Source organism: Ruegeria sp. YTSA108 (assembly GCF_059610185.1).
Genome location: NZ_JBXWND010000009.1, coordinates 141,374 through 163,962, shown reverse-complemented (window position 1 = coordinate 163,962; position 22,589 = coordinate 141,374). Strand labels below are relative to the sequence as shown.

The following is a 22,589-nucleotide window of genomic DNA, read 5'->3' as shown; positions in this document are numbered from 1 at the left end:
CCTGTTGGTTAGTTTTTATTTTCCCCCGCCGGCGCCCTCGTCCCCGGACAGGTCCGGCAATGTACAGAACGCCATATGCTCATCCGGCGGAAACGCCTGGCGAGCCGTCAGATCATAACGGCACCCTTCGCCCAGAACGTCAAGCCGAAGTCCCAGAAGGCTCAACGCCTCTCCGCGGCGGGCATCCCACATCGATGAATGCGTCAGATGGCTGGCATCCACCACAGTGACCGTTCCGCTGCCCACTACCTCAAGGACGTTATCGGGCCCAATGAAGGCCGCCGTGTCTTCGTCAACGCCCAACCCGATCAGGAAAGGGTTGAAAGATGAGGCGGTTAACAGGCGCCCCAGGCGGTTACGCTGCGTGAAATGCTGGTCAATGATGACTGCATTGGTCAAACCCATGCCCGGGGCCAGAGTGATATTGCCTTCGGCTGGGGCGGAATTGCTGCTGCCGCCTGCAACCATATGCTCGGACATGACCGACGCCCCGGCTGAGGTTCCCGCAATCGGTATCCCCGCCGCATTCCGGCGCCGGATTTTCTGAGCAACAAGCGTGCCACCCAGAATCGCCGACAAGCGCAGCTGGTTCCCGCCGGTCATGAATATCCCGGTGGCGCGGTCCAACATCTCGGCATAGTCGGGATTGTCGCAATCGGCGCGACGCGAGATGGGCAGGAATTCAACCTGACCCGCTCCAAGCTCAGAGAAAATGCGGTTATAATCCGGCCCTGTTTCTTCCAGCATCGAGGCTGTCGGGATCACGACAATATCGGCATCGCCGCCGCCGGACAGCTCCACGAATTTGCGGTGAATCTGCATTTCCTTGACGCGGTCTTCGCCACCGCCGATCGGGATGATGAACCCGCGCGGGGTCTCTGCATCAATGGGTGCAGGGCACATATCTTAACTACCTTCCGGAGCTATAGCGGGCAGCCACCGGGGACCGCGCGGACGTTCAAATCTGTTCATACATGCCGCGCCGGGCTATCTGGCCATCGCGGACATGCCATTCCCCCCGGGCCATCACATGCCGCACAGCGGTGTTTTCGTCAAGAACCACCAGATCGGCGTCCATACCCACTTTCAAACGGCCCTTTCGATGTAGCCTGAGCAGATCGGCGACATTAGAGGTCATCGGAGCAAGTGCATCAGACAGAGGCATTCCTTTATCGGTCAGGTCGCGCAGTGTTTCAGGCAGAGTGTCCGACAATCCCACACCGAACCGTGTAAGGTTGCCCTCACGGTCAAAGGCCGGCAGGCAGCCACCCCCGTCAGAGCTGATGGTGAAACGGTCCGCACGACCACCCAGATCGCGAAATTGGATATAGGCCTCGGCGGCTGATATGCCCGTCTCGATATGCTCGCAGGGGAATGCGGTCGCATCGATGTAACATCCGTGCCGCGCCAGCGCGACGGCCTGTTCAAACAGGGGTTTGTTGCGATTGACATGGGTCGGGTTGAAGACGCGTGCGGGAATTTCGCAGGTCGCAATAGCCTGCTCCAACATCGACAGACCCCTGTCGCCGTCACCCATATGGCAATGCACGATCCCTGCCTTGCCGGTCATCAGGCCCGCGACATGCGCCTCACTTGCGATCCGCAGAAACTCGTCCAGTGTCGGTTGGCTTGACCGGTGATCACTGATCGCCAGTTCCCCAACGCCGATAACCGGATCAAGGAATATGATATCACCCCGGGCGGAACCGGTCAGGGTAGTCAGTGGGAGGTGATAGCCACCAGTGTGACACCAAGCCGAAAGCCCCTCCTCCCGCAGCCCATAGGCCTGCTGCACCAACGTCTGCGTGTTGCGGGTCAGATCGTCCGTCCCCAACACCCCGACAACCGACGTGACCCCGGCACGGGTGAACGAGGACAAGACCATCGGCGGCACCCGGCTGGCTGGCCCGGTTTCACCGCCACCACCCGTGATATGCGCATGTCCGTCGATCAAACCCGGAACAACCGATGCACCTTCGACGTCAACGACTTCAGCCTGAAGCGGATCCGGCAGTTCGGGTTGAGAGCTACCGAGGTAAATAATGCGTTCACCCGCGGTGAGAATATGGCCTAGACCAACAGGCTCAGGCGTATAGAGCCGCGCATTCTTGATCAGTTTCAACACGTTTCATACCCGTCAGTAAGAGCAAAGACATCCTTTCTTGCACTGAAAGTCAGCAGAAGAACCATCCCTTAATTCGGAGAATGCGTAAATGTCGGGCGCAGGCCTTAAAGGCAAATCTTTAGGAGCGCTGAGGTAAAGCTGGGCATTTGCGCAATTCGCCGCGCCAGTGGCTTTCGGATCGGAACAACCGTAAGAAGCGAATGTAGCGGAGGCAGTGAAACCTTTGTTGACAGCCGCCTCACTGAGAAAAGGCCCGCTGGAATGGTGGGCCTTTCTATTTTCACGTTCAGCTCTTTTTGCCGACATTTTCTTCGAATGAGACTTCAAAAGCCGCCTGTTTTTCAGGGCTGGCTTCGGTCTGATACTTGGCTTTCCATTCGCTCATGGTCATCCCGTAAAAGATCTGACGGGCTTCGTCCTTGTCCATCTCAATGCCCTGTTCATTGGCCGCTTCCTGATACCAGCGCGACAGGCAGTTGCGGCAAAATCCGGCCAGGTTCATCATGTCGATGTTCTGAACATCGGTCCTGTCTTCCATCAGGTGCTGCTGCAACCTGCGGAATGCGGCGGCCTGAAGTTCGGTTTCAGTTTTCTGGTCCATGTTCTCGCTCCGGATGCTTGCCCAATATGTTCAAGATGACCTAACAACCAAAGCGGGCCGTTTCAATCATCAGCAACACCTCAGTGCGCTAGGCCAGTTTCAACGCCAGCCAGGGCACGATGGAAAAGATAAGCACCAGAATTTTGTAATTGGCCAGATACCTGAAATACGCACGTTTCACATCCGCGCGGTCCATTTGGAACATCCGACTATGGATGCCAGCCGCCCAATCCTGCATCAGCACGACCATCAGGGTCGAAAATAGTAACACAGCAAGGTTGATCACCGCCATCCAGCCGAAAACAGATGTCAAAAGCTCTTGCGTCATGATCGCCTCCTTTCGCCGGATATATGGGGTTTCGGGCGTGGTCGCTCAATGGTGCGTGCGCTCTCAGCTGCCGAAAGTCACAATTCGCTATGCGAAAGGGCGTCTTCCAGGACAATTCCCAGACGCTCGGCCCATGCACGCTGCCCCGCGTGGTCGGCGATCAGGTCATTGCGCAGTTCGATTAACGCATTAGGGCGGCCAAAGGCAGTGCAATGCTTGTCGATCGCATCGCCCGGCAGAACGCCAGTATAGGGTTCATTGACGCCAACACATAGGTCCTTTTCAGCCTGCAACCGGTGGATCAGTGGGCGCGAAAAACGCTCATCCGGAGTGTGCAGCACACCGACATGCCAGGGACGCGGTTCGCGTCCACGCAACTGCCGGGTGAAGGAATGCATCGACACGATCACCGCATGGGGCAGTGCGGCCAGCTCAGCCAATGCCCTATGGTAAGGGCGGTAACACATGTTCAGACGCCGCTCGCGCTCATCCGCATCGGCGTTACGGTTGCCGGGAATGATTGACCCATCATACAGTTTCATCACAAGAGTCGGGTCGTCCTCGCCTCGGTTCGGATCGATCACAAGGCGCGAGAAATTCGCCGCGATCACAGGCGCGTTCAGAATTTCACCCAGATGTTTCGATACTTCATAGGCGCCCACGTCATAGGCAATGTGGCGCTCCATATCCTCACGCGGCAAGCCAAGATCCCCACCATTGATTCCCGGTGGAACAGTATTGGTCGCGTGGTCACATGTGATCAGCCAGCGGGAAGGGCGATCCGCGCCATGGATAAAAAACGGAGAATACGTCATAAGCCTGTCATGTTGTTTCCGGCAGGTTTAGGACAGTTGCTTCGGAAAGGGAATTGCGCAATAAGCGGGCAGAGTCGATGTTTGCGGTAACATTCGCGCAAATTCAGGACATGATTTGAGGAGAACAAGGTCAATGCGACGCCTGAGAAATGTGAAAATCGTGGCGACGCTGGGGCCGGCGTCCAATGACTATGACACCATTCGCGCATTGCACGAAGCTGGAGCCGACGTATTTCGCCTGAACATGAGCCATGGCAGCCATGACGAAATCCGCGAGCGGCACCGGATCATCCGTCAGGTCGAAAAGGATCTGGACAGCCCTATCGCCATTCTTGCAGATCTGCAGGGGCCAAAGCTGCGTGTCGGCGTATTTGCCAATGATGCGGAAGAGCTGATCGAGGGCGCCGTGTTTCGGTTGGATCTGGATCCGGCCCCGGGCGACGCAGGCCGCGTATGCCTGCCCCATCCCGAGATTTTTGCTGCGCTGGAACCCGGTGCGCGCCTCTTGGTCAATGATGGCAAAATTCGCCTGATCGTACAGGATTGCGGCCAGGATCATGCGAATTGTACCGTCGAGGTTGGCGGGACAATTTCGAACCGAAAGGGCGTGAACGTGCCGGATGTCGTGCTGCCCTTGGCCGCGTTGTCCGCCAAGGATCGTGGTGATCTGGAATTCGTCTGCCAGCTGGGTGTGGATTGGTTGGCGCTGAGTTTCGTTCAGCGGGCCAAGGATGTTTTTGAGGCTCGGGCACTGGCCGATGGGCGCGCCTCGATCCTGTCCAAGATTGAAAAGCCTGCTGCGGTTGAAGCGTTTGACGACATCCTCGATGCCTCTGACGGCATTATGGTTGCGCGCGGAGATCTGGGCGTGGAGCTGCCGGTTTCCGCGGTGCCTCCGATCCAGAAACGTCTGGTCCGCCGGTGCCGTAGCGCCGCCAAGCCGGTGATTGTGGCCACACAGATGCTGGAAAGCATGATCGAAAGCCCGATGCCCACGCGCGCCGAGGTTTCAGATGTGGCAACCGCAATCTACGAAGGCACGGATGCCATTATGCTGAGTGCGGAATCTGCCGCTGGCTCATATCCGATCGAGGCCGTGCAGACCATGAACAAGGTCGCCATCGAGGTCGAAGCCGACCCCACTTATGATCAGATTATCGCAGCATCGCGCACGGCGAAAGGGACTACCGTGGCCGACGGCATCGTCGCCGCCGCTCGTGAAATTGCCGAGAAAACGGATATCAAGGCCATCTGTTGTTTCACTCAAAGCGGCACAACTGCGCTGTTGACCGCGCGCGAACGCCCCGGAGTTCCGATCATTGCAATGACCCCGGCAAAGGGAACGGCCCGTCGGTTATGCCTGAGCTGGGGCTGCCATTGCGTAATGACGCCCGAGCTTGAGCGTTTCAAAGGGGCGGTCGTGAGCGCCGCCCGTGCTGCTCGTTCTGGTGGATTTGCAACTGACACGGATCAGATCGTTGTCACCGCTGGTGTTCCGTTCAACGTGCCCGGCACGACCAATATCCTGCGGATCGCGCCTTGCGACGAAAGGCTGATCTATAACACGGATCCTGGCTGATCAGGCGGGTATGACATTCTGCCCGACCGGTTCCTTGACGATTTCCATCACGGTAAAGGAACTGGTCTGGTGAATGCCCGGAAGCTTATTGATCTTTTCCCCCAGGGTCTGGCGGAAATGGGCGATGTCGCGTGTGCGAACGGTTAACAGATAATCAAACGACCCCGCCACCATCAGGCAGCTTTCGATTTCGGTTACATCGCGCACGGCATCGTTGAATTTATCCAATGAGTTCTCAGACGTTGCAGCCAGGGAAACCTGCACAACCGTCATATGCCCGAGACCCAACCGCTCCTTGTCCAGAACGGCGCTGTATCCGGTGATATAGCCGGTTCTTTCCAGTCGTTTTACACGCTCTGAGCACGGGGTGTTGGTCAGGTTTACCCGCATGGCAAGCTCGACGATTGGCAGGCGGCCATTGGCTTCCAATTCCTGCAGGATGCGTTGATCGATCTTGTCCAATTCTCTGTCCATTAGGTAAATTCCCTGTAATTTTGGCGCATAATGGGATAATTTACTGAGAATAGACCAAAAATAATACCATTTCCTAGTGATTTTTCCTGATACTGACTTGAGGGCAGTCTACAATAAATGCTCCAAGTTCCGGCTGCCCTGCCGGGGGCACGGGCCCCGGTCAAATGAACAATAAATGGAGGAACGAGATGACAACAAAAATTGTCATAGGACTGGACGGGACAGAATCCGGAGAACGTGCCATCGCCTTCGCCAAAGATTTGGCTGAAAGAATTGGTTCATGCGAGCTTCTGGTAGCATATGTCATTGAATGGTCGCCCTACACTTTTCAGACACCTGAAGAAAACGCAAAGCGGCACATGCGGCGTGAGGAGGAGATTGAACTAGCAACGACACGGGTGGTGGCACCCGCCGTCGACGCCCTGAAGGCCGCGGGTTTCGCCGCGACCGGAGTGGTGCGCCACGGAGATGTGGCTGAAACGCTGAATGCCATCACGGTAGACAGCAAGGCCGTACAGATTGTCGTTGGACGCTCGTCCGCGGATGGCCTCAAAAAGCGTATCTTCGGCAGCTCAACGCAAAACCTTGTAATGCATGCCGATGTACCGGTCACGGTCGTGAATTGAGGGAGGCACAGGAATGAAAACACTATCTCAACTGGGATTGGCAGCCGCCACCCTGATGGCCAGCCCCGTCGCCGCGCAAGAGGCGCCCGGGTTGGACGAAAAGATCAATCAGGCTTTTGCTGATATCACTGGGCCATTCGTTAGCTTCATATTCGCACCAATTCCCGGGACAGGATTTCCCTGGATCGTGATGTGGTTGGTTATCGCGGCGTCGGTCTTTACTCTGTACTTTGCTTTTGTGCAGATGCGCTTTTTCGGCCACGCGATAAGTCTGGTCAAAGGCGACTATTCCGATCCCAACGATGCTGGTGAGGTTAGCCACTTTCAGGCATTGGCCACTGCCCTGTCGGGCACGGTCGGGCTTGGCAATATCGCAGGCGTTGCCGTTGCTGTTGGCATTGGTGGCCCCGGGGCGACCTTCTGGATGATCCTGGCTGGTCTTCTGGGCATGGCGTCAAAATTCACCGAATGTACACTTGGCGTAAAGTATCGCAACGAATACGAAGACGGCAGCGTCTCGGGCGGCCCGATGTACTATATGTCCAAGGGTTTTGACGAGCTTGGCCTGCCCGGAGGTAAGATCCTGGCGGTTGTGTTCTCGATCTTCTGTATTCTTGGAGCGCTGGGCGGGGGCAACATGTTCCAGGCCAATCAGGCGCATCAGCAGATTGCAGGCATCGTCGGGAATTACCCGGGTTGGATCACCGGTGTGGTCTTTGCGGTTGTCGTGTTCATGGTGATCGTCGGTGGACTTAAATCCATCGCGCGAGTGACTGAAAAAGTTGTGCCCTTTATGGGCGTGATGTATGTCGCGGCGGCTCTGGTCATCATCGTCATGAATGCGGATATGATCGGTTGGGCCTTTGGTCAGATCTTTGCCGGTGCGTTTACCGGTCTTGGTGTGGCCGGCGGAATGGTCGGTGCTCTGATCCAGGGCTTCAAACGGGCCGCGTTCTCGAACGAGGCCGGCGTTGGGTCTGCTGCGATTGCCCACTCGGCGGTGCGCACAAAGGAGCCGATCACAGAAGGCTTTGTTTCGCTGCTTGAGCCGTTCATCGATACGGTCGTGATCTGTACCATGACCGCGCTGGTGATCATCATCACACAGCAGCTGATCATCGACCCCGAGACCGGCAACTATATGTTGAACGAAGCAGGAAGCGCTATTGCGACCGTTGACGGCAACTCGGGCGTCAGCCTGACCTCTGCCGCCTTTGGCAGCGCGTTCAGCTGGTTCCCCTATGTTCTGGCGATTGCGGTGATCCTGTTTGCTTTCTCGACTATGATCAGCTGGTCCTACTATGGCCTGAAGGCCTGGACCTATCTGTTCGGTGAGGGGCACACCAAAGAGCTGGTGTTCAAGATCATCTTCTGCGTCTTCGTGGTGATCGGTGCTGCGGCCAACCTCGGCCCGGTTATCGACTTCTCGGATGCGGCGATCTTTGCGATGGCGGTTGTGAACGTCTTTGCGCTCTACTTCCTGATGAAGATCGTTCGTCAGGAACTGGCATCGTATAGTGAAAGACTGAAAAGCGGTGAGATCCGCAAATACGGTCACTAAATAGACCACCGGGGCGGCCTGCGTCGCCCCGGTGCCTGACTGGGCTGCTAAAATTGCAGATTCAGCCAAAACCCCCTTGCCAGTATGGTCGAACTTGCGTAAACGGCGCTTCTGATCGCGTGACCGGCCGAGATGGCATGCCGAGTCGCGTTTCGAACCGAACCCCGAAAGGAGACGGAAATGCCTAAGATGAAGACAAAGTCGAGCGCCAAAAAGCGCTTTAAGGTGACTGCGACCGGTAAGGTCCTTGCTGGCCAGGCCGGCAAACGTCACGGCATGATCAAGCGGACCAAGAAATTCATCCGCGATGCTCGTGGCAACACCACCCTGTCCGCCCCCGACGCCAAAATCGTCAAGGGCTATATGCCCTACGATCGATAAGAGGAGATTAAGACATGTCCCGCGTTAAAGGTGGAACCGTAACTCACGCCCGTCACAAGAAGGTTATCAAGGCCGCCAAAGGTTACTATGGCCGCCGCAAAAGCACCTTCAAGGTTGCCCGTCAGGCCGTAGACAAGGCCAACCAATATGCAACCCGCGACCGTAAGAACCGCAAGCGTAACTTCCGCGCGCTCTGGATCCAGCGGATCAACGCTGCTGTACGTTCGCATGACGAAGCCCTGACATATTCCCGCTTCATCAACGGCCTGAACCTGGCCGGTATTGAAGTGGACCGTAAAGTTCTGGCCGATCTGGCCGTGCACGAACCGGAAGCGTTCGGCGCGATCGTCGCCCAGGCTCAGGCTGCTCTGACCGCCTGATCCTCTGTAAAGAGACAGTGAATAAAGGGCCGTTCCGTTTGGGGCGGCCTTTTTTGTTACTGGTAACTGGTAGGGTCCGCTTTGAACCAAGAAGGCCGGATGCTGTGCAATGTCTGTCTGCCCGATTACTGAGAACGGTCAAACGATCTTGGGTTTATTTGCGATTTGGCTCACATAGGACATAAAACCAAAAAACATCTTGGCAGATACTCTGCGTTTCGCTTCTGATTTCAAAGCCTCTGCAGTTTCGGAAAATAACAGACCCTCTTCCACCATGCGGTCCGCTCCGCGTTCAATTACGGTGAGAAAATAGGTCGCTTCCCCTTCTGCCACATATCCATGACCTTTCCGGGCCCCAAGTTGAAATCCGGCATCGACCAGGATGCCTGAAATCTGACGCATTATCCAAAGATTAGTGACATTTTGATTGATCATGAATTTGATGAGTTGATCGAGCGGATCAAAGTCCGCGATCTGCGCAGTTGCGGTACTGTAGTCGCCATCACAAATTGCCAGTACACCTCCGGGCTTCAAAAGGCGGAAGGCCTCTTGGACAACGTCTTCAGGTCCAGGGACGTGGCACAACAACGTGTGCATTAACACAAGGTCAAAGGTCTCGCTTTCAAAACCTGTGTTTTTGGCATCCCCGATATCGAAGCTAAGTCGATCATCATCCCCAAAGCTCTTCTGGGCCCGTGCGACCATGACGGGCGAGGGTTCAATTCCATGGGCCGTTGCGGCTCCTGCAAGCTCCAACAAATCTCGGGTAACGTGTCCTGTTCCTGAACCAAGCTCCAGCGCCCGTGCACCTTTGGGGAGCCTCAGGTTTTCCATGTAGGCTTTGCGAATTGCAATCTGCGCAGGCTCTAAACAGCGCACTTCCATTGCTGTTGCGATCCGCTCTTGAAGGGCGGTGTCTTGCGCGCCGAGGTCAGAGTATGGATCGGCCATAAGTTAACTCATTTGAAATGGACCACAGGAGGACATGATAGACCAACATTTTCATCGGCACCAATAGCCGCCATTGAGGCCCATTGGTCGTGTGACGGGGCATCTCCGGCCCTCTGCCCCCTAGCTACACCAGCAACACGTAGGGGCTTCGCCATCATCATGTGTGAAGTTGGCTCCTGAAAACCGCAACTCAGCGCGTAATATGCCGCCTGGTTTCGGCCATACCAATACCCTTTGTCAGGCTGAGTATGCCTATTCTCAAAGCGGCCTGTCAGGATGCAGGATCACCAACTATCGTGTTCAGTGCGCGCTCTGAGATTTTGGTGCCGCACCTTCTTTGCGCCGTTCATCCCGACCAAGATCTGCACGCGGCACCAAATGTTGTCAAATTCGTTGCGACCACCCCATGCCACACAAACGCCCAGCATGGGATTTCTTTAGAGTGCTGCCTTGCGGCTTTCGTCCAGATAAATCTCGCGCAGACGTTTGGCTATGGGTCCCGGCGTGCCATCGCCCAGCGCTGTGCCGTCAATTTCAACCACAGGCATGACAAAAGCACTGGCAGAGGTGGTGAACGCCTCATCAGCCTCCTTGGCCTCGTCGATAGTGAACAGGCGTTCTTCGACAACCATCTGCGCTTCGGCTGCCATTCGCAGAACGGCCTTGCGGGTGATGCCGTGCAGGATGTCGCTCGACAAGGGCCGGGTGACAATCTTGTTGCCTTTGACAAAATACGCGTTGTTGCTGGTGCCCTCGGTCACATAGCCGCCTTCGACCATCCAGGCATCATCACAGCCCGCGGCCTTGGCCATCATCTTGCCCAGCGAGGGATAGAGCAGCTGTGTCGTCTTGATGTCGCGCCGGCCCCAACGGATATCCTCGATCGAGATGACCTTGGCACCTTTCCGGGCAGCAGGGCTGTCTGCCAGACCCGGCTTGTTTTGGGTGAACAAAACCAGTGTGGGTTTGGTATCAGCCGCAGGAAATGCAAAATCCCGGTCGCCGTCGCTGCCGCGCGTGACCTGAAGATAGACCAGCCCCTCTTCAATGCCGTTCAACTCAACCAGCTTGCGGTGGATCTCCAGCAGCTCGTCCTTCGCGCAGGGTTCAGCCATCTGTAATTCGTCCAGCGAGCGCTTGAGGCGGACCGCGTGGCCTTCGAAGTCGATCAGCTTGCCGTCCAGAACGCTGGTCACCTCATACACGGCATCGGCCATCAGGAAGCCACGATCAAAGATCGACACTGTGGCTTCGGTTTCGGGCAGGTAGTCGCCATTCACATAAACGGTGCGGGTCATGTCAATCTCCTTAGCCCCAGAGCGCCGCCAATGGCGGGTACACTCCGGCATCATCAAAAGTCAGCGGGTTGTCGCGGTCTTCGGCCAACAGAAGTGGTCCGTCAAGGTCCGTTACCATCGCACCCTGCGCCAGCAATGTCGCAGGGGCCATCGCCAAAGAGCTGCCGACCATACAGCCGACCATGATGTCATAGCCTTCAGCAATCGCCGCTTTGCGCAGCTCCAGCGCTTCGGTCAGACCTCCGGTCTTGTCGAGCTTGATGTTGATCACATCATATTTGCCCTTCAGTTTGGGCAGGCTGGCACGATCATGGCAGGATTCGTCGGCGCATACGGGAACCGGGCGCTCCATCCCGATCAGCGCGTCATCGTCACCGGCGGGCAGAGGTTGCTCGACCAAGGCCACACCCAGGCGCACAAGATGTGGCGCAAGATCGGTGTAAACGGCGGCGGACCAACCTTCATTTGCGTCCACGATGATTGTCGCATCCGGTGCGCCTGCGCGAACGGCTTCAAGTCGGGGCATGTCATCCGGAGTGCCCAGTTTGATCTTTAAAAGCGGGCGATGTGCATTCGCAGCCGCCTGCGCCTGCATCGCCTCGGCGGTGTCCAATGACAATGTATAGGCCGTGATTTCGGGGCCCGGCTGAGGCAGCCCAGCCAGATTCCAGACGCGTTTACCGGCACGCTTGGCCTCAAGATCCCACAGCGCACAATCTACGGCATTCCGTGCAGCGCCCGCAGGCAATAGGTCCATCAGTTGCACTCGGTCGAAACTGTCGGGCAATCCGGCAATTTCAGCCTCGACCGAATCCAGTGTTTCACCATAACGCGCATAGGGCACACATTCGCCCCAGCCCAGATACTGGCCGTCAGAAATGCGTACAGTCAGAACCTTGGCCTCGGTCCGTGACCCACGTGAAATTGTAAAGACCTGAGCCAGCCTGAATACATCGCGAGAGACGTCAATTTGCATAACATACCTTTTCCTGGCTGAGCCGCCCGGATTTTCCAATTTAGATCCGGGCCGGCGGGACCAGACCGCTTTATACTGCTGCCAGCGCGTCGACCAGCTTGCCTGCACCAAAACGGAACGGGTCCGTCGCGGGCAGCCCCATGTCGGCTTCGACCTGTGCCAGATAGGCGGATGCGTCTGCTTCGCTCATATGCTGCGTGTTGACCGAAACACCGATGACCTGACACTCAGGATTGGCAACCTTGGCCAGCGCCAGCGCCGTGTCCCGCAGAGCCTGCAAAGATGGCAAACTATAGGTCGGCAGACCGCGCATATGCTCGCGGGTGGGTTCATGGGACAGGATCAACGCGTCCGGTTGACCGCCATGGATCAACGCCATTGTCACACCGGAATATGACACATGAAACAGTGACCCTTGCCCTTCGATCAAATCCCAGTGGTCGTCATCATTGTCGGGTGTCAGCCATTCGACCGATCCCGCCATGAAATCTGCGATCACCGCGTCCAGCGGTACACCGTCACCGGTGATCAGAATGCCAGTCTGGCCAGTAGCTCGGAAGGTCGACTTCATGCCACGCTTGCGCATCTCGGCATCCATAGCCATCGCGGTGTACATCTTGCCAACCGAACAATCGGTGCCCACGGCAAGACAGCGCTTACCTTTACGTTTGATGCCGTTGGCGATTGGATAGTCGACCGACGGAACCCGCACATCATGCAGCTTGCGGCCTGTTGCTTCGGCGACTGCGACTAGATCGGGTTCATCACACAAAAGGTTGTGCAGGCCCGAGGCCAGGTCGAAACCTTCCTCCAATGCCATGACCAGCACCTTTTTCCATTCCTGACTGATCACACCGCCACGATTGGCCACGCCAATGACCAAAGTCTTGGCCCCGGCCTCTTTGGCCTTAGCCAGGGACATGTCGGTCAGGCCCAGATCGGCTTTACAGCCCTCCATCCGGTATTGACCCACGGCGTTTTCCGGACGCCAGTCCTTGATTCCAACGGCAACCTTGGCCGCCAGCTGGTCGGGCGCATCGCCCAAAAACAACAGATACGGTGTCTCGATCATTGCGGTGCACTCCTTTGATTCTGGCGCAGGCTATGGGACGGGCAAGGCGAGTGTTTCTCGATTTCGCCCAGCATCGCTGGGTCCCGCAGGAAAATTTCGCGCAAATATCGCAGCTTGCGCAAAATTCTTTCAAGTTTTTAAAGCGATTAAACTTTAATCACCAGAGACACGGCGCATTGCGGCGAATGCTGCGACTGCATTGCCGCAGATGCACAAACATGCTTGCGGAGACCTGCGCAATTTAATACCCCATAAGACAACAAAATCGCAATTTCCTTTCCTGCACGAGGTCCAGATGAGCTTTCGCATTCAACCCGCCGCCCCCGCGCGCCCTAACCGTTGTCAGTTGTTCGGCCCCGGGTCGAACACCAAGCTGTTCCCCAAGATGGCGGCCTCTGCGGCGGATGTGATCAATCTTGACCTTGAGGATTCGGTTGCACCATCTGACAAGGATACAGCGCGTGCCAATGTCATCGAGGCGCTGAGCACCCTTGATTGGGGCTCCAAATACATGTCCGTACGAATCAACGGACTGGATACGCCTTACTGGTACCGCGATGTCGTGGATGTGATGGAGCAGGCCGGAGATCGACTGGACCAGATCATGATTCCCAAGGTCGGTTGTGCGGCGGATGTCTATGCGGTGGACGCGCTGGTCACCGCCATCGAACGCGCAAAAGGCCGTACCAAACCGATCAGCTTTGAGGTCATCATCGAATCCGCAGCTGGCCTCGCCCATGTCGAAGAAATCGCTGCCTCGTCCCCCCGGATGCAAGCCATGAGCCTTGGGGCCGCCGACTTTGCGGCCTCGATGGGCATGCAGACAACTGGCATCGGCGGCACGCAGGAAAACTATTACATGCTGCGCGAAGGTGAAAAACACTGGTCCGACCCGTGGCACTGGGCGCAGGCCGCCATCGTTGCCGCCTGCCGCACCCATGGCGTGCTGCCGGTGGATGGACCGTTCGGCGATTTCAGCGATGACGAAGGCTATATCGCGCAGGCCAAACGTTCTGCCACTTTGGGCATGGTCGGCAAATGGGCAATCCACCCCAAACAGATCGCGCTGGCCAACCAGGTCTTCACCCCATCGGACAAGGCGGTGTCAGAGGCCCGCGAAATCTTGGCCGCCATGGAGCAAGCCAAGGCCAATGGCGAAGGTGCGACGGTCTACAAAGGACGTCTGGTCGATATCGCCTCGATCAAACAGGCCGAGGTGATCGTGGCCCAGGCCGAATTGATCGCTGCCAATAGCTAAAAGTAGAAAGGCGCCTCACCGGGCGCCTTTTTCTTACCGTCCGAAGACATCATTGGGTGTCCAGGTGAACCTTTCGCCCTTTTTCCCAGATTTCATCATCAGACAGGATGTTCCGAGCTTCTGGAAATAGATGATCTTGAGCGCGTACCACCCGGCTTTGGGCACATCGACTTCGGTCCGCTGATTGGCCTCGCAGCCCTGAATGCCCGAGACTTGTCCAATGTTCTGGCCTCCGACGAATGCCTCTATCCCGTCATTTGACCACGTTTCCAACTCGTAGATTCCAGCAGAGTCGAACCGCATGTACCCCGTAATTTCGGCGGCGACATTGTAAGCGCCGTCAAACGTCATGACGTCCTGACCCTTACTGGTGTCCCTGTAATCCAAGCCCCGCAACGGTTGTCCGGGCTGCGCTTTAGACAGCATGCTTTTTGCATGGCTCAGATCTCGGATCTTCTTGTGTTGATTGCCAGTGCCAAAGTAGTTCACATTCAATCCCGCCTTGGGGCTGGGCTGTGGGTTGGCAGGTTGCAGCTTTAACGGAGCTGCCAAAGATGCTCCCGCAATCATCACCAAAGTTGCGACCAGTGCTCCGGTCCGAACAAGTTTCATCGTCTTCTCCCTGAATACGACCGGTTGGGGTTGTCCCCATTTTTGGTCAAATCTTTGGCAAGACAGTAAAACGTGAATCCAACTCCGGCAAGCCGGTACAGAATCATCTTTCCAATGTCAGGCCCGCATATCCTTGGGCGAGCCCATGACGACATAGGACGTGATCGACGTGACATGGGGCAAAGCCCCCAGAACTTCGGTGTGAAAAGTTTTGTAAGACGACAGATCGGCACATTCCACGCGCAACAGGTATTCGATCGTGCCGGTAATGTTATGGCACTCCACCACTTCAGGCGCGCGCTGCAATGCACGCTCGAACCCTTCCTGAGCGGCCTTTGTATGTTCGCCCAGCCCCACGCCAATATAGGCGACAAAGCCGATGCCCAGCGCAGGTGGGTTCAATACAGCACGATAGCCCGAGATCACGCCCGCGCGCTCTAATTCCTGAACACGGCGCAAACAGGCCGAGGCTGACAGCCCGACCCGATCGGCCAATTCAAGGTTGCTTATCCGCCCATCACGCGTCAGCTCACGCAATATATGGCGATTTATTCCATCCATCTTGATCATTAATTGCAGAATTACCGCAATAGCCAGCGCAAACGCAATTTCATTTGGGCGGTTTCCATCAATTATCTGCGCTATGAACCCTGAATTGCTATTTGCCCTCGTCACCTTTGCCTTCGTCTCGTCGATCACGCCGGGACCCAATAACCTGATGCTGATGGCCTCGGGCGCGAATTTCGGGTTTCGACGCACAATTCCACATATGTTCGGAATCGGGTTGGGCTTTACAGTCATGGTCCTTCTGGTCGGAACGGGGCTGGTACAGGTGTTTGATGCCTATCCGATCAGCTATACCGTGTTGAAAGCGGCGTCGGTGGCCTATCTGCTGTATCTGGCATGGAAAATCGCGCATTCGGCCCCAGCCGAAGCGGGCGCGCCTGCGGGAACACCGATGACGTTTTTACAGGCCGCAGCATTCCAATGGGTCAATCCAAAAGCCTGGGCCATGGCCCTGACAGCAACAACCGTATACACTCCCGATCGCTCCCTGAACGCCATCGTTGGTGTCGCGATTGTTTTCGGCGCAATCAATTTACCTTCGGTCAGCACGTGGACGGTACTCGGGCAGCAGATGGCGCGGATTCTCACGAACCCACACCGACTGATGCTGTTCAACTGGGTGATGGCGGGGCTGCTGGTCGCGTCGCTCTACCCTGTGCTTTGGCCCGTTTGAGAACGTTCGAAGGCTAGCAATGACCGGTCATCAAGGTCCTTTTGAGGGTGAATACGGGCACCCCTACCAACCCTTTAAATCTTGCTGAGTTGCATCCGGGGCAACGTCAGGCCATATAGCAGGGAACTTCCGCGTTGAGAGGCGTCATGACCCAGTATCTGGAATTCGAAAAACCTTTGGCCGAGATCGAAGGAAAGGCCGAGGAACTGCGTGCGCTGGCGCGCGCCAATGAAGAGATGGATGTGGCCGCAGAGGCCGCCGCTCTGGATGCCAAGGCTGAAAAGCTGTTGGACGAACTCTATGCCGATCTGACGCCATGGAGAAAATGTCAGGTCGCTCGTCACCCTGGACGTCCCCATTGCAAAGACTACGTGGAAGATCTGTTCACCGAATTCACACCTCTGGCAGGCGATCGGAATTTTGCTGACGACCTGGCCGTGATCGGCGGTCTGGCGCGGTTCAACGATCAACCCGTTATGGTGATCGGCCACGAAAAGGGCAGCGACACCAAATCGCGCATCGAACGCAATTTCGGCATGGCTCGCCCCGAAGGGTATCGCAAGGCTGTCCGACTGATGGAAATGGCAGGACGCTTTGGACTGCCGGTTATCACCTTGATCGACACGGCTGGCGCCTATCCCGGCAAAGGCGCCGAAGAGCGCGGCCAGTCCGAGGCGATTGCCCGCTCGACCGAAATGTGTCTGAAGATCGGCGTGCCGTTGGTCTCGGTCATCATCGGCGAAGGTGGATCAGGCGGTGCGGTGGCTTTTGCAACGGCAAACCGTGTCGCGATGCTGGAACATTCGGTCTATTCGGTCATTTCACCCGAAGGCTGCGCCTCGATCCTGTGGAAGGACTCCGAGAAAATGCGCGAAGCAGCCGAGGCGTTGAGGCTGACCGCGCAAGACCTGCACAAGCTGGGCGTTTGCGACCGGATCATTTCGGAACCCAAAGGCGGCGCACATCGTGATCGCGCGGGAACCGTGGAATCCGTGCGGGGTGCGATTGCGGCGATGCTCAAGGATCTGGACGGCAAGGATGCCGCCGCCCTGATCCGGGATCGCCGTCAAAAATTCCTCGACATCGGATCAAAAGGGCTGGCGGCGTAACCCTCAGCCCCCCAACCGCCTCAGCAGCGCAACTGAGGGCTCTCCGGTCGCGGGCAACCCATTGGCCCGCTGGTACGCAAAAATCGCGGATGTCGTGTTTTTACCGACTACACCATCTGCTCCTTCGGTGTCGTACCCGGCGGATGTCAGGCGGCGCTGCAGCTCTTTGCGATCTTCAAGCGTCAGACCAGTCGCATCCGGTCCGAAAGAGGCCTGGAACGGCGCGCCTCCGGCAATCCGGTCTGATAGATGCCCTACCCCGATCGCGTAGCTGTCCGAGTTATTGTACCGTTTAATCACCTGAAAATTGCGGAACACGGCGATGCGGGGCCCCGGCACCTGGGGTTGCAGCACGGCAACCGGAGTGCCTGAGACCGCCCCGGCCTCACCGCCCCAGGGCTGTCCACGCACCCAACCGGAACGCGCCAGATAAGCCGCCGTTGATGCCAGCGAATCCGTTGGATCGTCGGACCAGATATCGCGCCGTCCATCGCCGGTGAAATCCACCGCATAGGCCAGATAAGAGGTCGGGATGAACTGCGTGTGCCCCATAGCACCAGCCCAACTGCCTGTCATGTTGGCAGGCGTCGTGTCGCCGTTCTGCAGAATCTTCATCGCTGCCATCAGTTGGCTCTCAAAGAACTGCCCGCGCCGACCGTCATAGGCCAGCGTCGACAGGGCCGATACAACAGGCACATCCCCACGCCGCGCACCATAACGGCTTTCAAGCCCCCAAATTGCCACGACAACTTCTTTGTCCACGCCGTACTGCGCCTCGATCTGAGACAGCGTTCCCGCATGACGCACCAGCATTTGCTTGCCGGTCGCGATCCGTTCATCCGAGGTTGCAATCGCCAGGTAGTCTTCAAGCGACCTCTTGAACTCGACCTGATTTCGGTCCCGCTCGATCACTCCGGGCAGATATCCGGCGCCCTGGAAGGCGCGGTTAATTGTGCTTTGCGAAATCCCCTGTGCGGCCGCGCGGCTTTTGAAGCCCGCCACCCAGGCGTCCCAGCCCGCGTTCCGAACCGGTTGCATGCGCGCGGCCGGCGCCGAAGAAGAAGGCACGCTGTCCGTACAGGCAACCAACAAGCCGGAGCCCAGCCCAAGGGAAAATAACCGTCGATCAATCATGGTTGAAAACTGCTCTTATTGTGATTTCTCACAGCCTAGCGCAGAGAAATCGCCGGGGCCAGAACAGCGATACCGAACCGGGCGATTTCGGCAGCTTCGGCAACAAGCCGCTTAGCTGACCAGCATCCGCAGGCCCTGTGTAACATCCGAGCGAACCGCAAGGCGCAGACCCGGCTCATCCCCGGCCTTTAGCGCCGCAATTATCAGCTTGTGGTGATGCGGTGGTTCCGTTCGCCGCAGCCGCCCATAAAGCGCGCGCATCGTCGGCCCAAGCTGCAACCATACGGTTTCGGCAATCGCCAGCATCGCTGGGGCCTGCGCCCGCAGATACAGAGTTCGGTGAAACTCCAAATTGGTGCGAATATATCCAACGGCATCACGTTTGGTGACCATCTCGGCTACCGTCATGTTGATGCTCTGCAATCGGTCAATCAGGGCAATATGCGCACGGGGCAATGCCCGGCTGGCCAGCTCGACCTCAAGCAAGGCCCGCAGCGCAGCAAGCTCTTCGATCCGGTCATTGGTCAGCTCGGGCGTCGAGACGCGGCCCGAGGACGACAGAAACAGCGCCCCTTCAGCCGCAAGCCGACGCACCGCCTCGCGGGCCGGAGTCATCGAGACACCAAACTCTTTCCCAATTCCCCTTAAGGTCAGTGCCTGACCGGGGGCGATGTCGCCATGCATGATGCGGGATCGCAGGGCCCGGTACACCCGGTCATGCGTTGCGGTCTGCGTTTCCGAGGGGCGTGTGTTCAACATGTCTCTATGTGATCACAAACACCGCACAGGTCAACTCGCAGGCGCGTCAAATCTGAACTGATGCAACTGCGCCCCGTTGTCGCGCAGCCAGCGCCGCTGTTCTTTGTAATCTCCGAATAACCGCTCGACCTGGGCCCAAAAGGCTGGGGAATGGTTCATCTCGGCCAGATGCGCCACCTCATGTGCGGCAACATAATGCAGGACGTCTGGTGGAGCGAGAATCAGCCGCCAGGAAAACATCAATCCACCCTCAGAACTGCATGATCCCCAGCGCGATCGGGTATCCCGAATAGAGATGCTGGCATAAGCCCTACCCAACATCGCTGCGTAGTCATCACATGCGCCGGTCAGCCGGTCGCGTGCCAGTTCTTTCAAAAAGCGCGCCAAACGTCGCGCTTCAGCGCCTTCAGGTACTGAAATCTGATCCGCCTGCAACAGAACGCGTCGGCCCGTTGCCCGGACAATGCGCCGTTGGGTGCCCTCAACAGGAATATGCTGCCCAAATTGAACCACCGAGGGGTCTGGCCGATCACTCAGGTGCTGCCGAATCCAGCTTTCTTTTTGGCGGGCAAAGTTCAACGCATCGGATTCAGCAACGCCATTTGGATAGGTCAGTGTAACACGCCCGTCCAACTGGGATATACGCAGACTGATCCGCCGTGCCCGCGCCGATTTGCGCAATGTCAGCGGCACCGGAGGCGATCCTGGCAGTGCGTGATCTCCCATAGGTCTGTTTCTCCTGCTCAAAGGCTTTGACAGTGCCCGCTGCTTGTGGCACCTGACCTGAATCGTCGATACGACTCACCTGATATCAAGGGGATTGGACATGCCCAAGGAAGAATGGGGTGTAAAGCGCGTTTGCCCGACCACCGGTAAACGGTTTTATGACCTGAACAAAGACCCGATCGTTAGCCCTTATACCGGCGAGATCGTGGAACTCGAAACCGGTAAAAGCCGGATGATCGCAGCAGATGCAGAAGATGCCGCATCGGCCAAGGCGCGCGAAAACGCGCCTGAGGAAGAACTGGTTCTGGATGACGACGACGATGTCGAAGTCGATCTGGATGATGATCTGCTGGATGACGATGATGACAGCAGTGATGAAGTTCCGCTGGACGACATCACTGACATTCCAGCAGAGGACGATAGCTGATCACGGTCAGAGGCGGCCTCGCGCCGCCTCGCGCCATTTGCAATCTGGTTGCAAAATTTTAACGGCGACGCCTGTTTTTGGACTTGCGCTTAGCGCCACTGTCTCATAAACGTCCGCCCACTGCTTCTGCAGTACCTGTATGGGGCCTTAGCTCAGTTGGGAGAGCGCTTGCATGGCATGCAAGAGGTCAGGGGTTCGACTCCCCTAGGCTCCACCAAAACCTCTTTCAGATATTTTGCGTCACTTAAGAATCTGAATGGAAAAGATAATTCACCGGTTCGAAGATCCGATTTGGAAGAGTAACTTCCCTTCTGAACAAATAGCATTCTAAGCAGCACTCTCTTGCCCCTATAGTCGCTTTTTTTCCTTACTTTCCAAGATTTTGACAGAATTTCGGCGACCGGTTCGAACATCTCTTCAAAATTCCTATGCGGAACTTCGAAATCTTCCAACTTCCGCTTGAGCTCTTCCTGCTTCATCGTCTGTCTGGCTACAGGAATGACAACCCACACGTTGCGGACTTTTCCGCCGCTCCACCCATGATTGATAATATCTGGTCTGTAGCACATTGCGACAATTGTGACGTGTGCTTGTTTCAAGTTTCAATCTTGGCCGCTTTGACCGGATTGGGCCGTATAGTAAGGAATCTTGGAATTGCGGCCTGATCCAGGCAATATTGCCAAATCAAAGCGGTCTCAATCGAGTGCTGTGCCCACCCCGGAGTTTGATGCGGTAATGTCGACCACTATCCACTCAGCCAAGGGTGGGCGAGACAGACATCCCCTAGCCCAATACTGCTTTAACCGCGCGCAGAGTTGCGGCGACGACGGTATCAGCTTCTTCACGACTCAGGCAAAACGGTGGCGCGAAGCCCAAGATGTCGCCTTGCGGCATAGCGCGTGCGATGACCTTATCCTGTGCCAAAAGAGCGGCTGAGACTTGCGGGCCAATCTTGTCCGCGGAGTCAAAGAAGGTGCGGCTATCTTTATCCTTCACGAACTCGACCGCGCACAACATTCCTTCGCCGCGCACATCGCCGACATTGGCGTGTGCTGACAGTGCATCCTTCATCGACTGTTTCAGATAAGCGCCGACGTTGCCTGCGTTTTCGATCAGGTTCAGATCATCAATCAATTTGAGGTTTGCCACACCGGCCGCGGCCCCGATCGGGTGTGCCGAATAGGTCCAGCCGTGGCCGATGGCGCCGTTTTCATCTGTGCCCTGTTCCAGCACCTTCCACACTTTTTCCGAAACAATCGAACCTGACAGCGGCGCGTAGGCCGAGGTGAGGCCTTTGGCGATGGTGATGATATCGGATTCCAAGCCGTAATGCTCAGAGCCGAACATGCTGCCCAGGCGGCCAAACCCGGTCACAACCTCATCGGCAACCAACAGGATGTCATGCTTGCGCAATACGGTCTGGATGGCGGCCCAGTAGCCTTCCGGCGGGGGCACGATACCGCCGGTTCCCAACACCGGCTCGCCAATAAACGCGGCGATTGTATCAGCGCCTTCACGTTCAATCAGCGCCTCCAGTTCAGTCACGCAATGCGCGACGAATTCGGCTTCGCTTTGGTCCAGATTATCGCGGCGGAAATAATAGGGCGCTTCGGTATGAACCACCTGCGTGAGCGGCAGATCGAACTTTTTGTGGAATAGTTCCAGCCCAGTCAGCGACCCGGTGACAAGGCCCGAGCCATGATACCCTCGCCAGCGCGAGATGATCTTTTTCTTTTCGGGGCGGCCCAGGATATTGTTGTAATACCATATTAATTTGACGTTGGTCTCATTTGCATCTGAACCGCCCAGGCCGAAATAGACCTTGGACATGTTCGAAGGCGCGCGATCAAGGATCATCTTGGACAGGGTGATGGAGGCTTCTGTGCCGTGGCCCACGTAGGAATGATAATAGGCCAACTCGCGGGCTTGATCCGCAATCGCTTCGGCAATTTCCTGACGGCCATAGCCCACATTCACGCAATAAAGTCCTGCAAAGGCGTCCAGCAATTTGGTACCATCACGGTCTTCGATATGGACCCCGCTTGCGGTTTTGATCACACGGGTCGCTGTTTCGCCCCGCGCGTGCTGGGCCAGATGAGTGGAGGGATGGAAAAAGTTCTCGCGGTCCCATTGGTCAAGTTGATCGTTCTTCAGCAT

Annotated in this window: 25 protein-coding genes and 1 tRNA gene; 10 read left to right on the top strand and 16 right to left on the bottom strand. The window is 56.8% G+C overall.

Going from position 1 to position 22,589, the window contains the following annotated elements:
• Positions 1-15: 15 nt before the first annotated feature.
• From AC2FHW_RS14115 to AC2FHW_RS14095, 5 genes are all read right to left on the bottom strand, one after another.
• Positions 16-903 (bottom strand): cyanophycinase, encoded by an 888-nt coding sequence (locus tag AC2FHW_RS14115; protein WP_142637921.1) that lies wholly within the window; start codon positions 901-903, stop codon positions 16-18.
• A gap of 55 nt (positions 904-958) precedes the next feature.
• The gene (gene iadA, locus AC2FHW_RS14110; protein WP_496822092.1) at positions 959-2,125 is read right to left on the bottom strand and encodes a beta-aspartyl-peptidase; all 1,167 of its coding nucleotides are present in this window, start codon (positions 2,123-2,125) and stop codon (positions 959-961) included.
• Positions 2,126-2,411: 286 nt separating this feature from the next.
• A complete protein-coding gene (locus AC2FHW_RS14105) occupies positions 2,412-2,726 on the bottom strand; it encodes a DUF1244 domain-containing protein (protein WP_142637917.1) in 315 nt (104 codons plus the stop codon).
• Positions 2,727-2,814: 88 nt separating this feature from the next.
• A complete protein-coding gene (locus tag AC2FHW_RS14100) occupies positions 2,815-3,054 on the bottom strand; it encodes a DUF6868 family protein (RefSeq protein WP_142637915.1) in 240 nt (79 codons plus the stop codon).
• 77 nt (positions 3,055-3,131) lie between these two features.
• Positions 3,132-3,869, bottom strand: coding sequence for an N-formylglutamate amidohydrolase (locus AC2FHW_RS14095; protein ID WP_496729040.1), 738 nt, complete (start codon positions 3,867-3,869; stop codon positions 3,132-3,134).
• 133 nt (positions 3,870-4,002) lie between these two features.
• On the opposite strand from AC2FHW_RS14095, the gene pyk reads away from it, so the two are divergent.
• Positions 4,003-5,448: a pyruvate kinase gene (gene pyk, locus AC2FHW_RS14090; protein ID WP_142637911.1), complete on the top strand. Its 1,446-nt coding sequence runs from the start codon at positions 4,003-4,005 to the stop codon at positions 5,446-5,448.
• On the opposite strand, the gene AC2FHW_RS14085 is transcribed toward pyk, so the two are convergent.
• Positions 5,449-5,922 (bottom strand): Lrp/AsnC family transcriptional regulator, encoded by a 474-nt coding sequence (locus AC2FHW_RS14085; RefSeq protein WP_271950091.1) that lies wholly within the window; start codon positions 5,920-5,922, stop codon positions 5,449-5,451.
• Positions 5,923-6,110: 188 nt separating this feature from the next.
• Between AC2FHW_RS14085 and AC2FHW_RS14080 the strand changes: the two genes are divergently transcribed.
• The 4 genes from AC2FHW_RS14080 to rplT all read left to right on the top strand — a co-directional run bounded on the left by AC2FHW_RS14080 (position 6,111) and on the right by rplT (position 8,870).
• Positions 6,111-6,548: a universal stress protein gene (locus tag AC2FHW_RS14080; protein ID WP_142637907.1), complete on the top strand. Its 438-nt coding sequence runs from the start codon at positions 6,111-6,113 to the stop codon at positions 6,546-6,548.
• 13 nt (positions 6,549-6,561) lie between these two features.
• Positions 6,562-8,109 (top strand): alanine/glycine:cation symporter family protein, encoded by a 1,548-nt coding sequence (locus AC2FHW_RS14075; RefSeq protein ID WP_271950089.1) that lies wholly within the window; start codon positions 6,562-6,564, stop codon positions 8,107-8,109.
• A gap of 180 nt (positions 8,110-8,289) precedes the next feature.
• Complete coding sequence (gene rpmI / locus AC2FHW_RS14070) at positions 8,290-8,490, top strand: 50S ribosomal protein L35 (protein WP_010443552.1); 201 nt, start codon at positions 8,290-8,292, stop codon at positions 8,488-8,490.
• Between the two features lie 14 nt (positions 8,491-8,504).
• Positions 8,505-8,870 (top strand): 50S ribosomal protein L20, encoded by a 366-nt coding sequence (gene rplT / locus AC2FHW_RS14065; RefSeq protein ID WP_142637903.1) that lies wholly within the window; start codon positions 8,505-8,507, stop codon positions 8,868-8,870.
• A gap of 138 nt (positions 8,871-9,008) precedes the next feature.
• Here the strand turns inward: rplT and AC2FHW_RS14060 are convergent, their stop codons facing one another.
• The 4 genes from AC2FHW_RS14060 to dgcN form a co-directional block, all read right to left on the bottom strand.
• The gene (locus AC2FHW_RS14060) at positions 9,009-9,755 is read right to left on the bottom strand and encodes a methyltransferase domain-containing protein (protein WP_281973127.1); all 747 of its coding nucleotides are present in this window, start codon (positions 9,753-9,755) and stop codon (positions 9,009-9,011) included.
• Between the two features lie 503 nt (positions 9,756-10,258).
• On the bottom strand, positions 10,259-11,119 hold the full coding sequence (locus AC2FHW_RS14055) for a D-amino-acid transaminase (RefSeq protein ID WP_142637899.1): 861 nt from the start codon (positions 11,117-11,119) through the stop codon (positions 10,259-10,261).
• Positions 11,120-11,129: 10 nt separating this feature from the next.
• Positions 11,130-12,095, bottom strand: coding sequence for an N-acetyl-D-Glu racemase DgcA (gene dgcA / locus AC2FHW_RS14050; protein ID WP_271950082.1), 966 nt, complete (start codon positions 12,093-12,095; stop codon positions 11,130-11,132).
• Positions 12,096-12,165: 70 nt separating this feature from the next.
• On the bottom strand, positions 12,166-13,167 hold the full coding sequence (gene dgcN, locus AC2FHW_RS14045; RefSeq protein WP_271950080.1) for an N-acetyltransferase DgcN: 1,002 nt from the start codon (positions 13,165-13,167) through the stop codon (positions 12,166-12,168).
• Between the two features lie 295 nt (positions 13,168-13,462).
• On the opposite strand from dgcN, the gene AC2FHW_RS14040 reads away from it, so the two are divergent.
• Positions 13,463-14,425 (top strand): L-malyl-CoA/beta-methylmalyl-CoA lyase, encoded by a 963-nt coding sequence (locus AC2FHW_RS14040; RefSeq protein ID WP_271950079.1) that lies wholly within the window; start codon positions 13,463-13,465, stop codon positions 14,423-14,425.
• Between the two features lie 33 nt (positions 14,426-14,458).
• Here AC2FHW_RS14040 and AC2FHW_RS14035 read toward each other — a convergent pair whose 3' ends face one another.
• Entirely contained in the window at positions 14,459-15,037 is a 579-nt protein-coding gene (locus AC2FHW_RS14035; protein WP_271950077.1) for a PA14 domain-containing protein, read from the bottom strand.
• A gap of 117 nt (positions 15,038-15,154) precedes the next feature.
• On the bottom strand, positions 15,155-15,607 hold the full coding sequence (locus AC2FHW_RS14030; RefSeq protein ID WP_496822090.1) for an Lrp/AsnC family transcriptional regulator: 453 nt from the start codon (positions 15,605-15,607) through the stop codon (positions 15,155-15,157).
• Between the two features lie 73 nt (positions 15,608-15,680).
• On the opposite strand from AC2FHW_RS14030, the gene AC2FHW_RS14025 reads away from it, so the two are divergent.
• Together AC2FHW_RS14025 and AC2FHW_RS14020 are read left to right on the top strand one after the other, a co-directional pair.
• Entirely contained in the window at positions 15,681-16,277 is a 597-nt protein-coding gene (locus AC2FHW_RS14025; RefSeq protein WP_142637887.1) for a LysE family translocator, read from the top strand.
• Positions 16,278-16,423: 146 nt separating this feature from the next.
• Positions 16,424-17,386 carry an acetyl-CoA carboxylase carboxyltransferase subunit alpha gene (locus AC2FHW_RS14020; RefSeq protein WP_271950073.1) on the top strand — a complete coding sequence of 321 codons (963 nt, stop codon included), beginning with the start codon at positions 16,424-16,426 and terminating at the stop codon, positions 17,384-17,386.
• 3 nt (positions 17,387-17,389) lie between these two features.
• Here the strand turns inward: AC2FHW_RS14020 and AC2FHW_RS14015 are convergent, their stop codons facing one another.
• The 3 genes from AC2FHW_RS14015 to AC2FHW_RS14005 form a co-directional block, all read right to left on the bottom strand.
• Complete coding sequence (locus tag AC2FHW_RS14015; protein WP_271950071.1) at positions 17,390-18,520, bottom strand: lytic murein transglycosylase; 1,131 nt, start codon at positions 18,518-18,520, stop codon at positions 17,390-17,392.
• Positions 18,521-18,631: 111 nt separating this feature from the next.
• Positions 18,632-19,279 carry a GntR family transcriptional regulator gene (locus AC2FHW_RS14010; protein WP_271950069.1) on the bottom strand — a complete coding sequence of 216 codons (648 nt, stop codon included), beginning with the start codon at positions 19,277-19,279 and terminating at the stop codon, positions 18,632-18,634.
• A 30-nt stretch (positions 19,280-19,309) separates the two neighbouring features.
• Positions 19,310-20,005 carry a M48 family metallopeptidase gene (locus tag AC2FHW_RS14005; RefSeq protein ID WP_142637879.1) on the bottom strand — a complete coding sequence of 232 codons (696 nt, stop codon included), beginning with the start codon at positions 20,003-20,005 and terminating at the stop codon, positions 19,310-19,312.
• A gap of 100 nt (positions 20,006-20,105) precedes the next feature.
• Between AC2FHW_RS14005 and AC2FHW_RS14000 the strand changes: the two genes are divergently transcribed.
• Both AC2FHW_RS14000 and AC2FHW_RS13995 read left to right on the top strand, forming a co-directional pair.
• Positions 20,106-20,432: a TIGR02300 family protein gene (locus tag AC2FHW_RS14000; protein ID WP_271950067.1), complete on the top strand. Its 327-nt coding sequence runs from the start codon at positions 20,106-20,108 to the stop codon at positions 20,430-20,432.
• A gap of 141 nt (positions 20,433-20,573) precedes the next feature.
• Positions 20,574-20,649 (top strand) — tRNA-Ala (locus AC2FHW_RS13995).
• Between the two features lie 566 nt (positions 20,650-21,215).
• On the opposite strand, the gene AC2FHW_RS13990 is transcribed toward AC2FHW_RS13995, so the two are convergent.
• Positions 21,216-22,589, bottom strand: a complete 1,374-nt coding sequence (locus AC2FHW_RS13990; protein WP_496822088.1) for an aspartate aminotransferase family protein — start codon at positions 22,587-22,589, stop codon at positions 21,216-21,218.

What these genes read in the sequence shown, in the direction of transcription:
- AC2FHW_RS14040 (WP_271950079.1), top strand. Translation starts at nt 13,463, where the DNA reads ATGAGCTTTCGCATTCAACCCGCCGCCCCCGCGCGCCCTAACCGTTGT.
- AC2FHW_RS13990 (WP_496822088.1), bottom strand. Translation starts at nt 22,589, where the DNA reads ATGCTGAAGAACGATCAACTTGACCAATGGGACCGCGAGAACTTTTTC.
- AC2FHW_RS14020 (WP_271950073.1), top strand. Translation starts at nt 16,424, where the DNA reads ATGACCCAGTATCTGGAATTCGAAAAACCTTTGGCCGAGATCGAAGGA.
- AC2FHW_RS14085 (WP_271950091.1), bottom strand. Translation starts at nt 5,922, where the DNA reads ATGGACAGAGAATTGGACAAGATCGATCAACGCATCCTGCAGGAATTG.
- AC2FHW_RS14100 (WP_142637915.1), bottom strand. Translation starts at nt 3,054, where the DNA reads ATGACGCAAGAGCTTTTGACATCTGTTTTCGGCTGGATGGCGGTGATC.
- AC2FHW_RS14095 (WP_496729040.1), bottom strand. Translation starts at nt 3,869, where the DNA reads ATGACGTATTCTCCGTTTTTTATCCATGGCGCGGATCGCCCTTCCCGC.
- AC2FHW_RS14015 (WP_271950071.1), bottom strand. Translation starts at nt 18,520, where the DNA reads ATGATTGATCGACGGTTATTTTCCCTTGGGCTGGGCTCCGGCTTGTTG.
- AC2FHW_RS14060 (WP_281973127.1), bottom strand. Translation starts at nt 9,755, where the DNA reads ATGGAAGTGCGCTGTTTAGAGCCTGCGCAGATTGCAATTCGCAAAGCC.
- AC2FHW_RS14035 (WP_271950077.1), bottom strand. Translation starts at nt 15,037, where the DNA reads ATGAAACTTGTTCGGACCGGAGCACTGGTCGCAACTTTGGTGATGATT.
- dgcN (WP_271950080.1), bottom strand. Translation starts at nt 13,167, where the DNA reads ATGATCGAGACACCGTATCTGTTGTTTTTGGGCGATGCGCCCGACCAG.
- rpmI (WP_010443552.1), top strand. Translation starts at nt 8,290, where the DNA reads ATGCCTAAGATGAAGACAAAGTCGAGCGCCAAAAAGCGCTTTAAGGTG.
- AC2FHW_RS14055 (WP_142637899.1), bottom strand. Translation starts at nt 11,119, where the DNA reads ATGACCCGCACCGTTTATGTGAATGGCGACTACCTGCCCGAAACCGAA.
- AC2FHW_RS14000 (WP_271950067.1), top strand. Translation starts at nt 20,106, where the DNA reads ATGCCCAAGGAAGAATGGGGTGTAAAGCGCGTTTGCCCGACCACCGGT.
- AC2FHW_RS14025 (WP_142637887.1), top strand. Translation starts at nt 15,681, where the DNA reads ATGAACCCTGAATTGCTATTTGCCCTCGTCACCTTTGCCTTCGTCTCG.
- AC2FHW_RS14115 (WP_142637921.1), bottom strand. Translation starts at nt 903, where the DNA reads ATGTGCCCTGCACCCATTGATGCAGAGACCCCGCGCGGGTTCATCATC.
- AC2FHW_RS14105 (WP_142637917.1), bottom strand. Translation starts at nt 2,726, where the DNA reads ATGGACCAGAAAACTGAAACCGAACTTCAGGCCGCCGCATTCCGCAGG.
- AC2FHW_RS14080 (WP_142637907.1), top strand. Translation starts at nt 6,111, where the DNA reads ATGACAACAAAAATTGTCATAGGACTGGACGGGACAGAATCCGGAGAA.
- pyk (WP_142637911.1), top strand. Translation starts at nt 4,003, where the DNA reads ATGCGACGCCTGAGAAATGTGAAAATCGTGGCGACGCTGGGGCCGGCG.
- rplT (WP_142637903.1), top strand. Translation starts at nt 8,505, where the DNA reads ATGTCCCGCGTTAAAGGTGGAACCGTAACTCACGCCCGTCACAAGAAG.
- dgcA (WP_271950082.1), bottom strand. Translation starts at nt 12,095, where the DNA reads ATGCAAATTGACGTCTCTCGCGATGTATTCAGGCTGGCTCAGGTCTTT.
- AC2FHW_RS14030 (WP_496822090.1), bottom strand. Translation starts at nt 15,607, where the DNA reads ATGATCAAGATGGATGGAATAAATCGCCATATATTGCGTGAGCTGACG.
- AC2FHW_RS14075 (WP_271950089.1), top strand. Translation starts at nt 6,562, where the DNA reads ATGAAAACACTATCTCAACTGGGATTGGCAGCCGCCACCCTGATGGCC.
- AC2FHW_RS14010 (WP_271950069.1), bottom strand. Translation starts at nt 19,279, where the DNA reads ATGTTGAACACACGCCCCTCGGAAACGCAGACCGCAACGCATGACCGG.
- AC2FHW_RS14005 (WP_142637879.1), bottom strand. Translation starts at nt 20,005, where the DNA reads ATGGGAGATCACGCACTGCCAGGATCGCCTCCGGTGCCGCTGACATTG.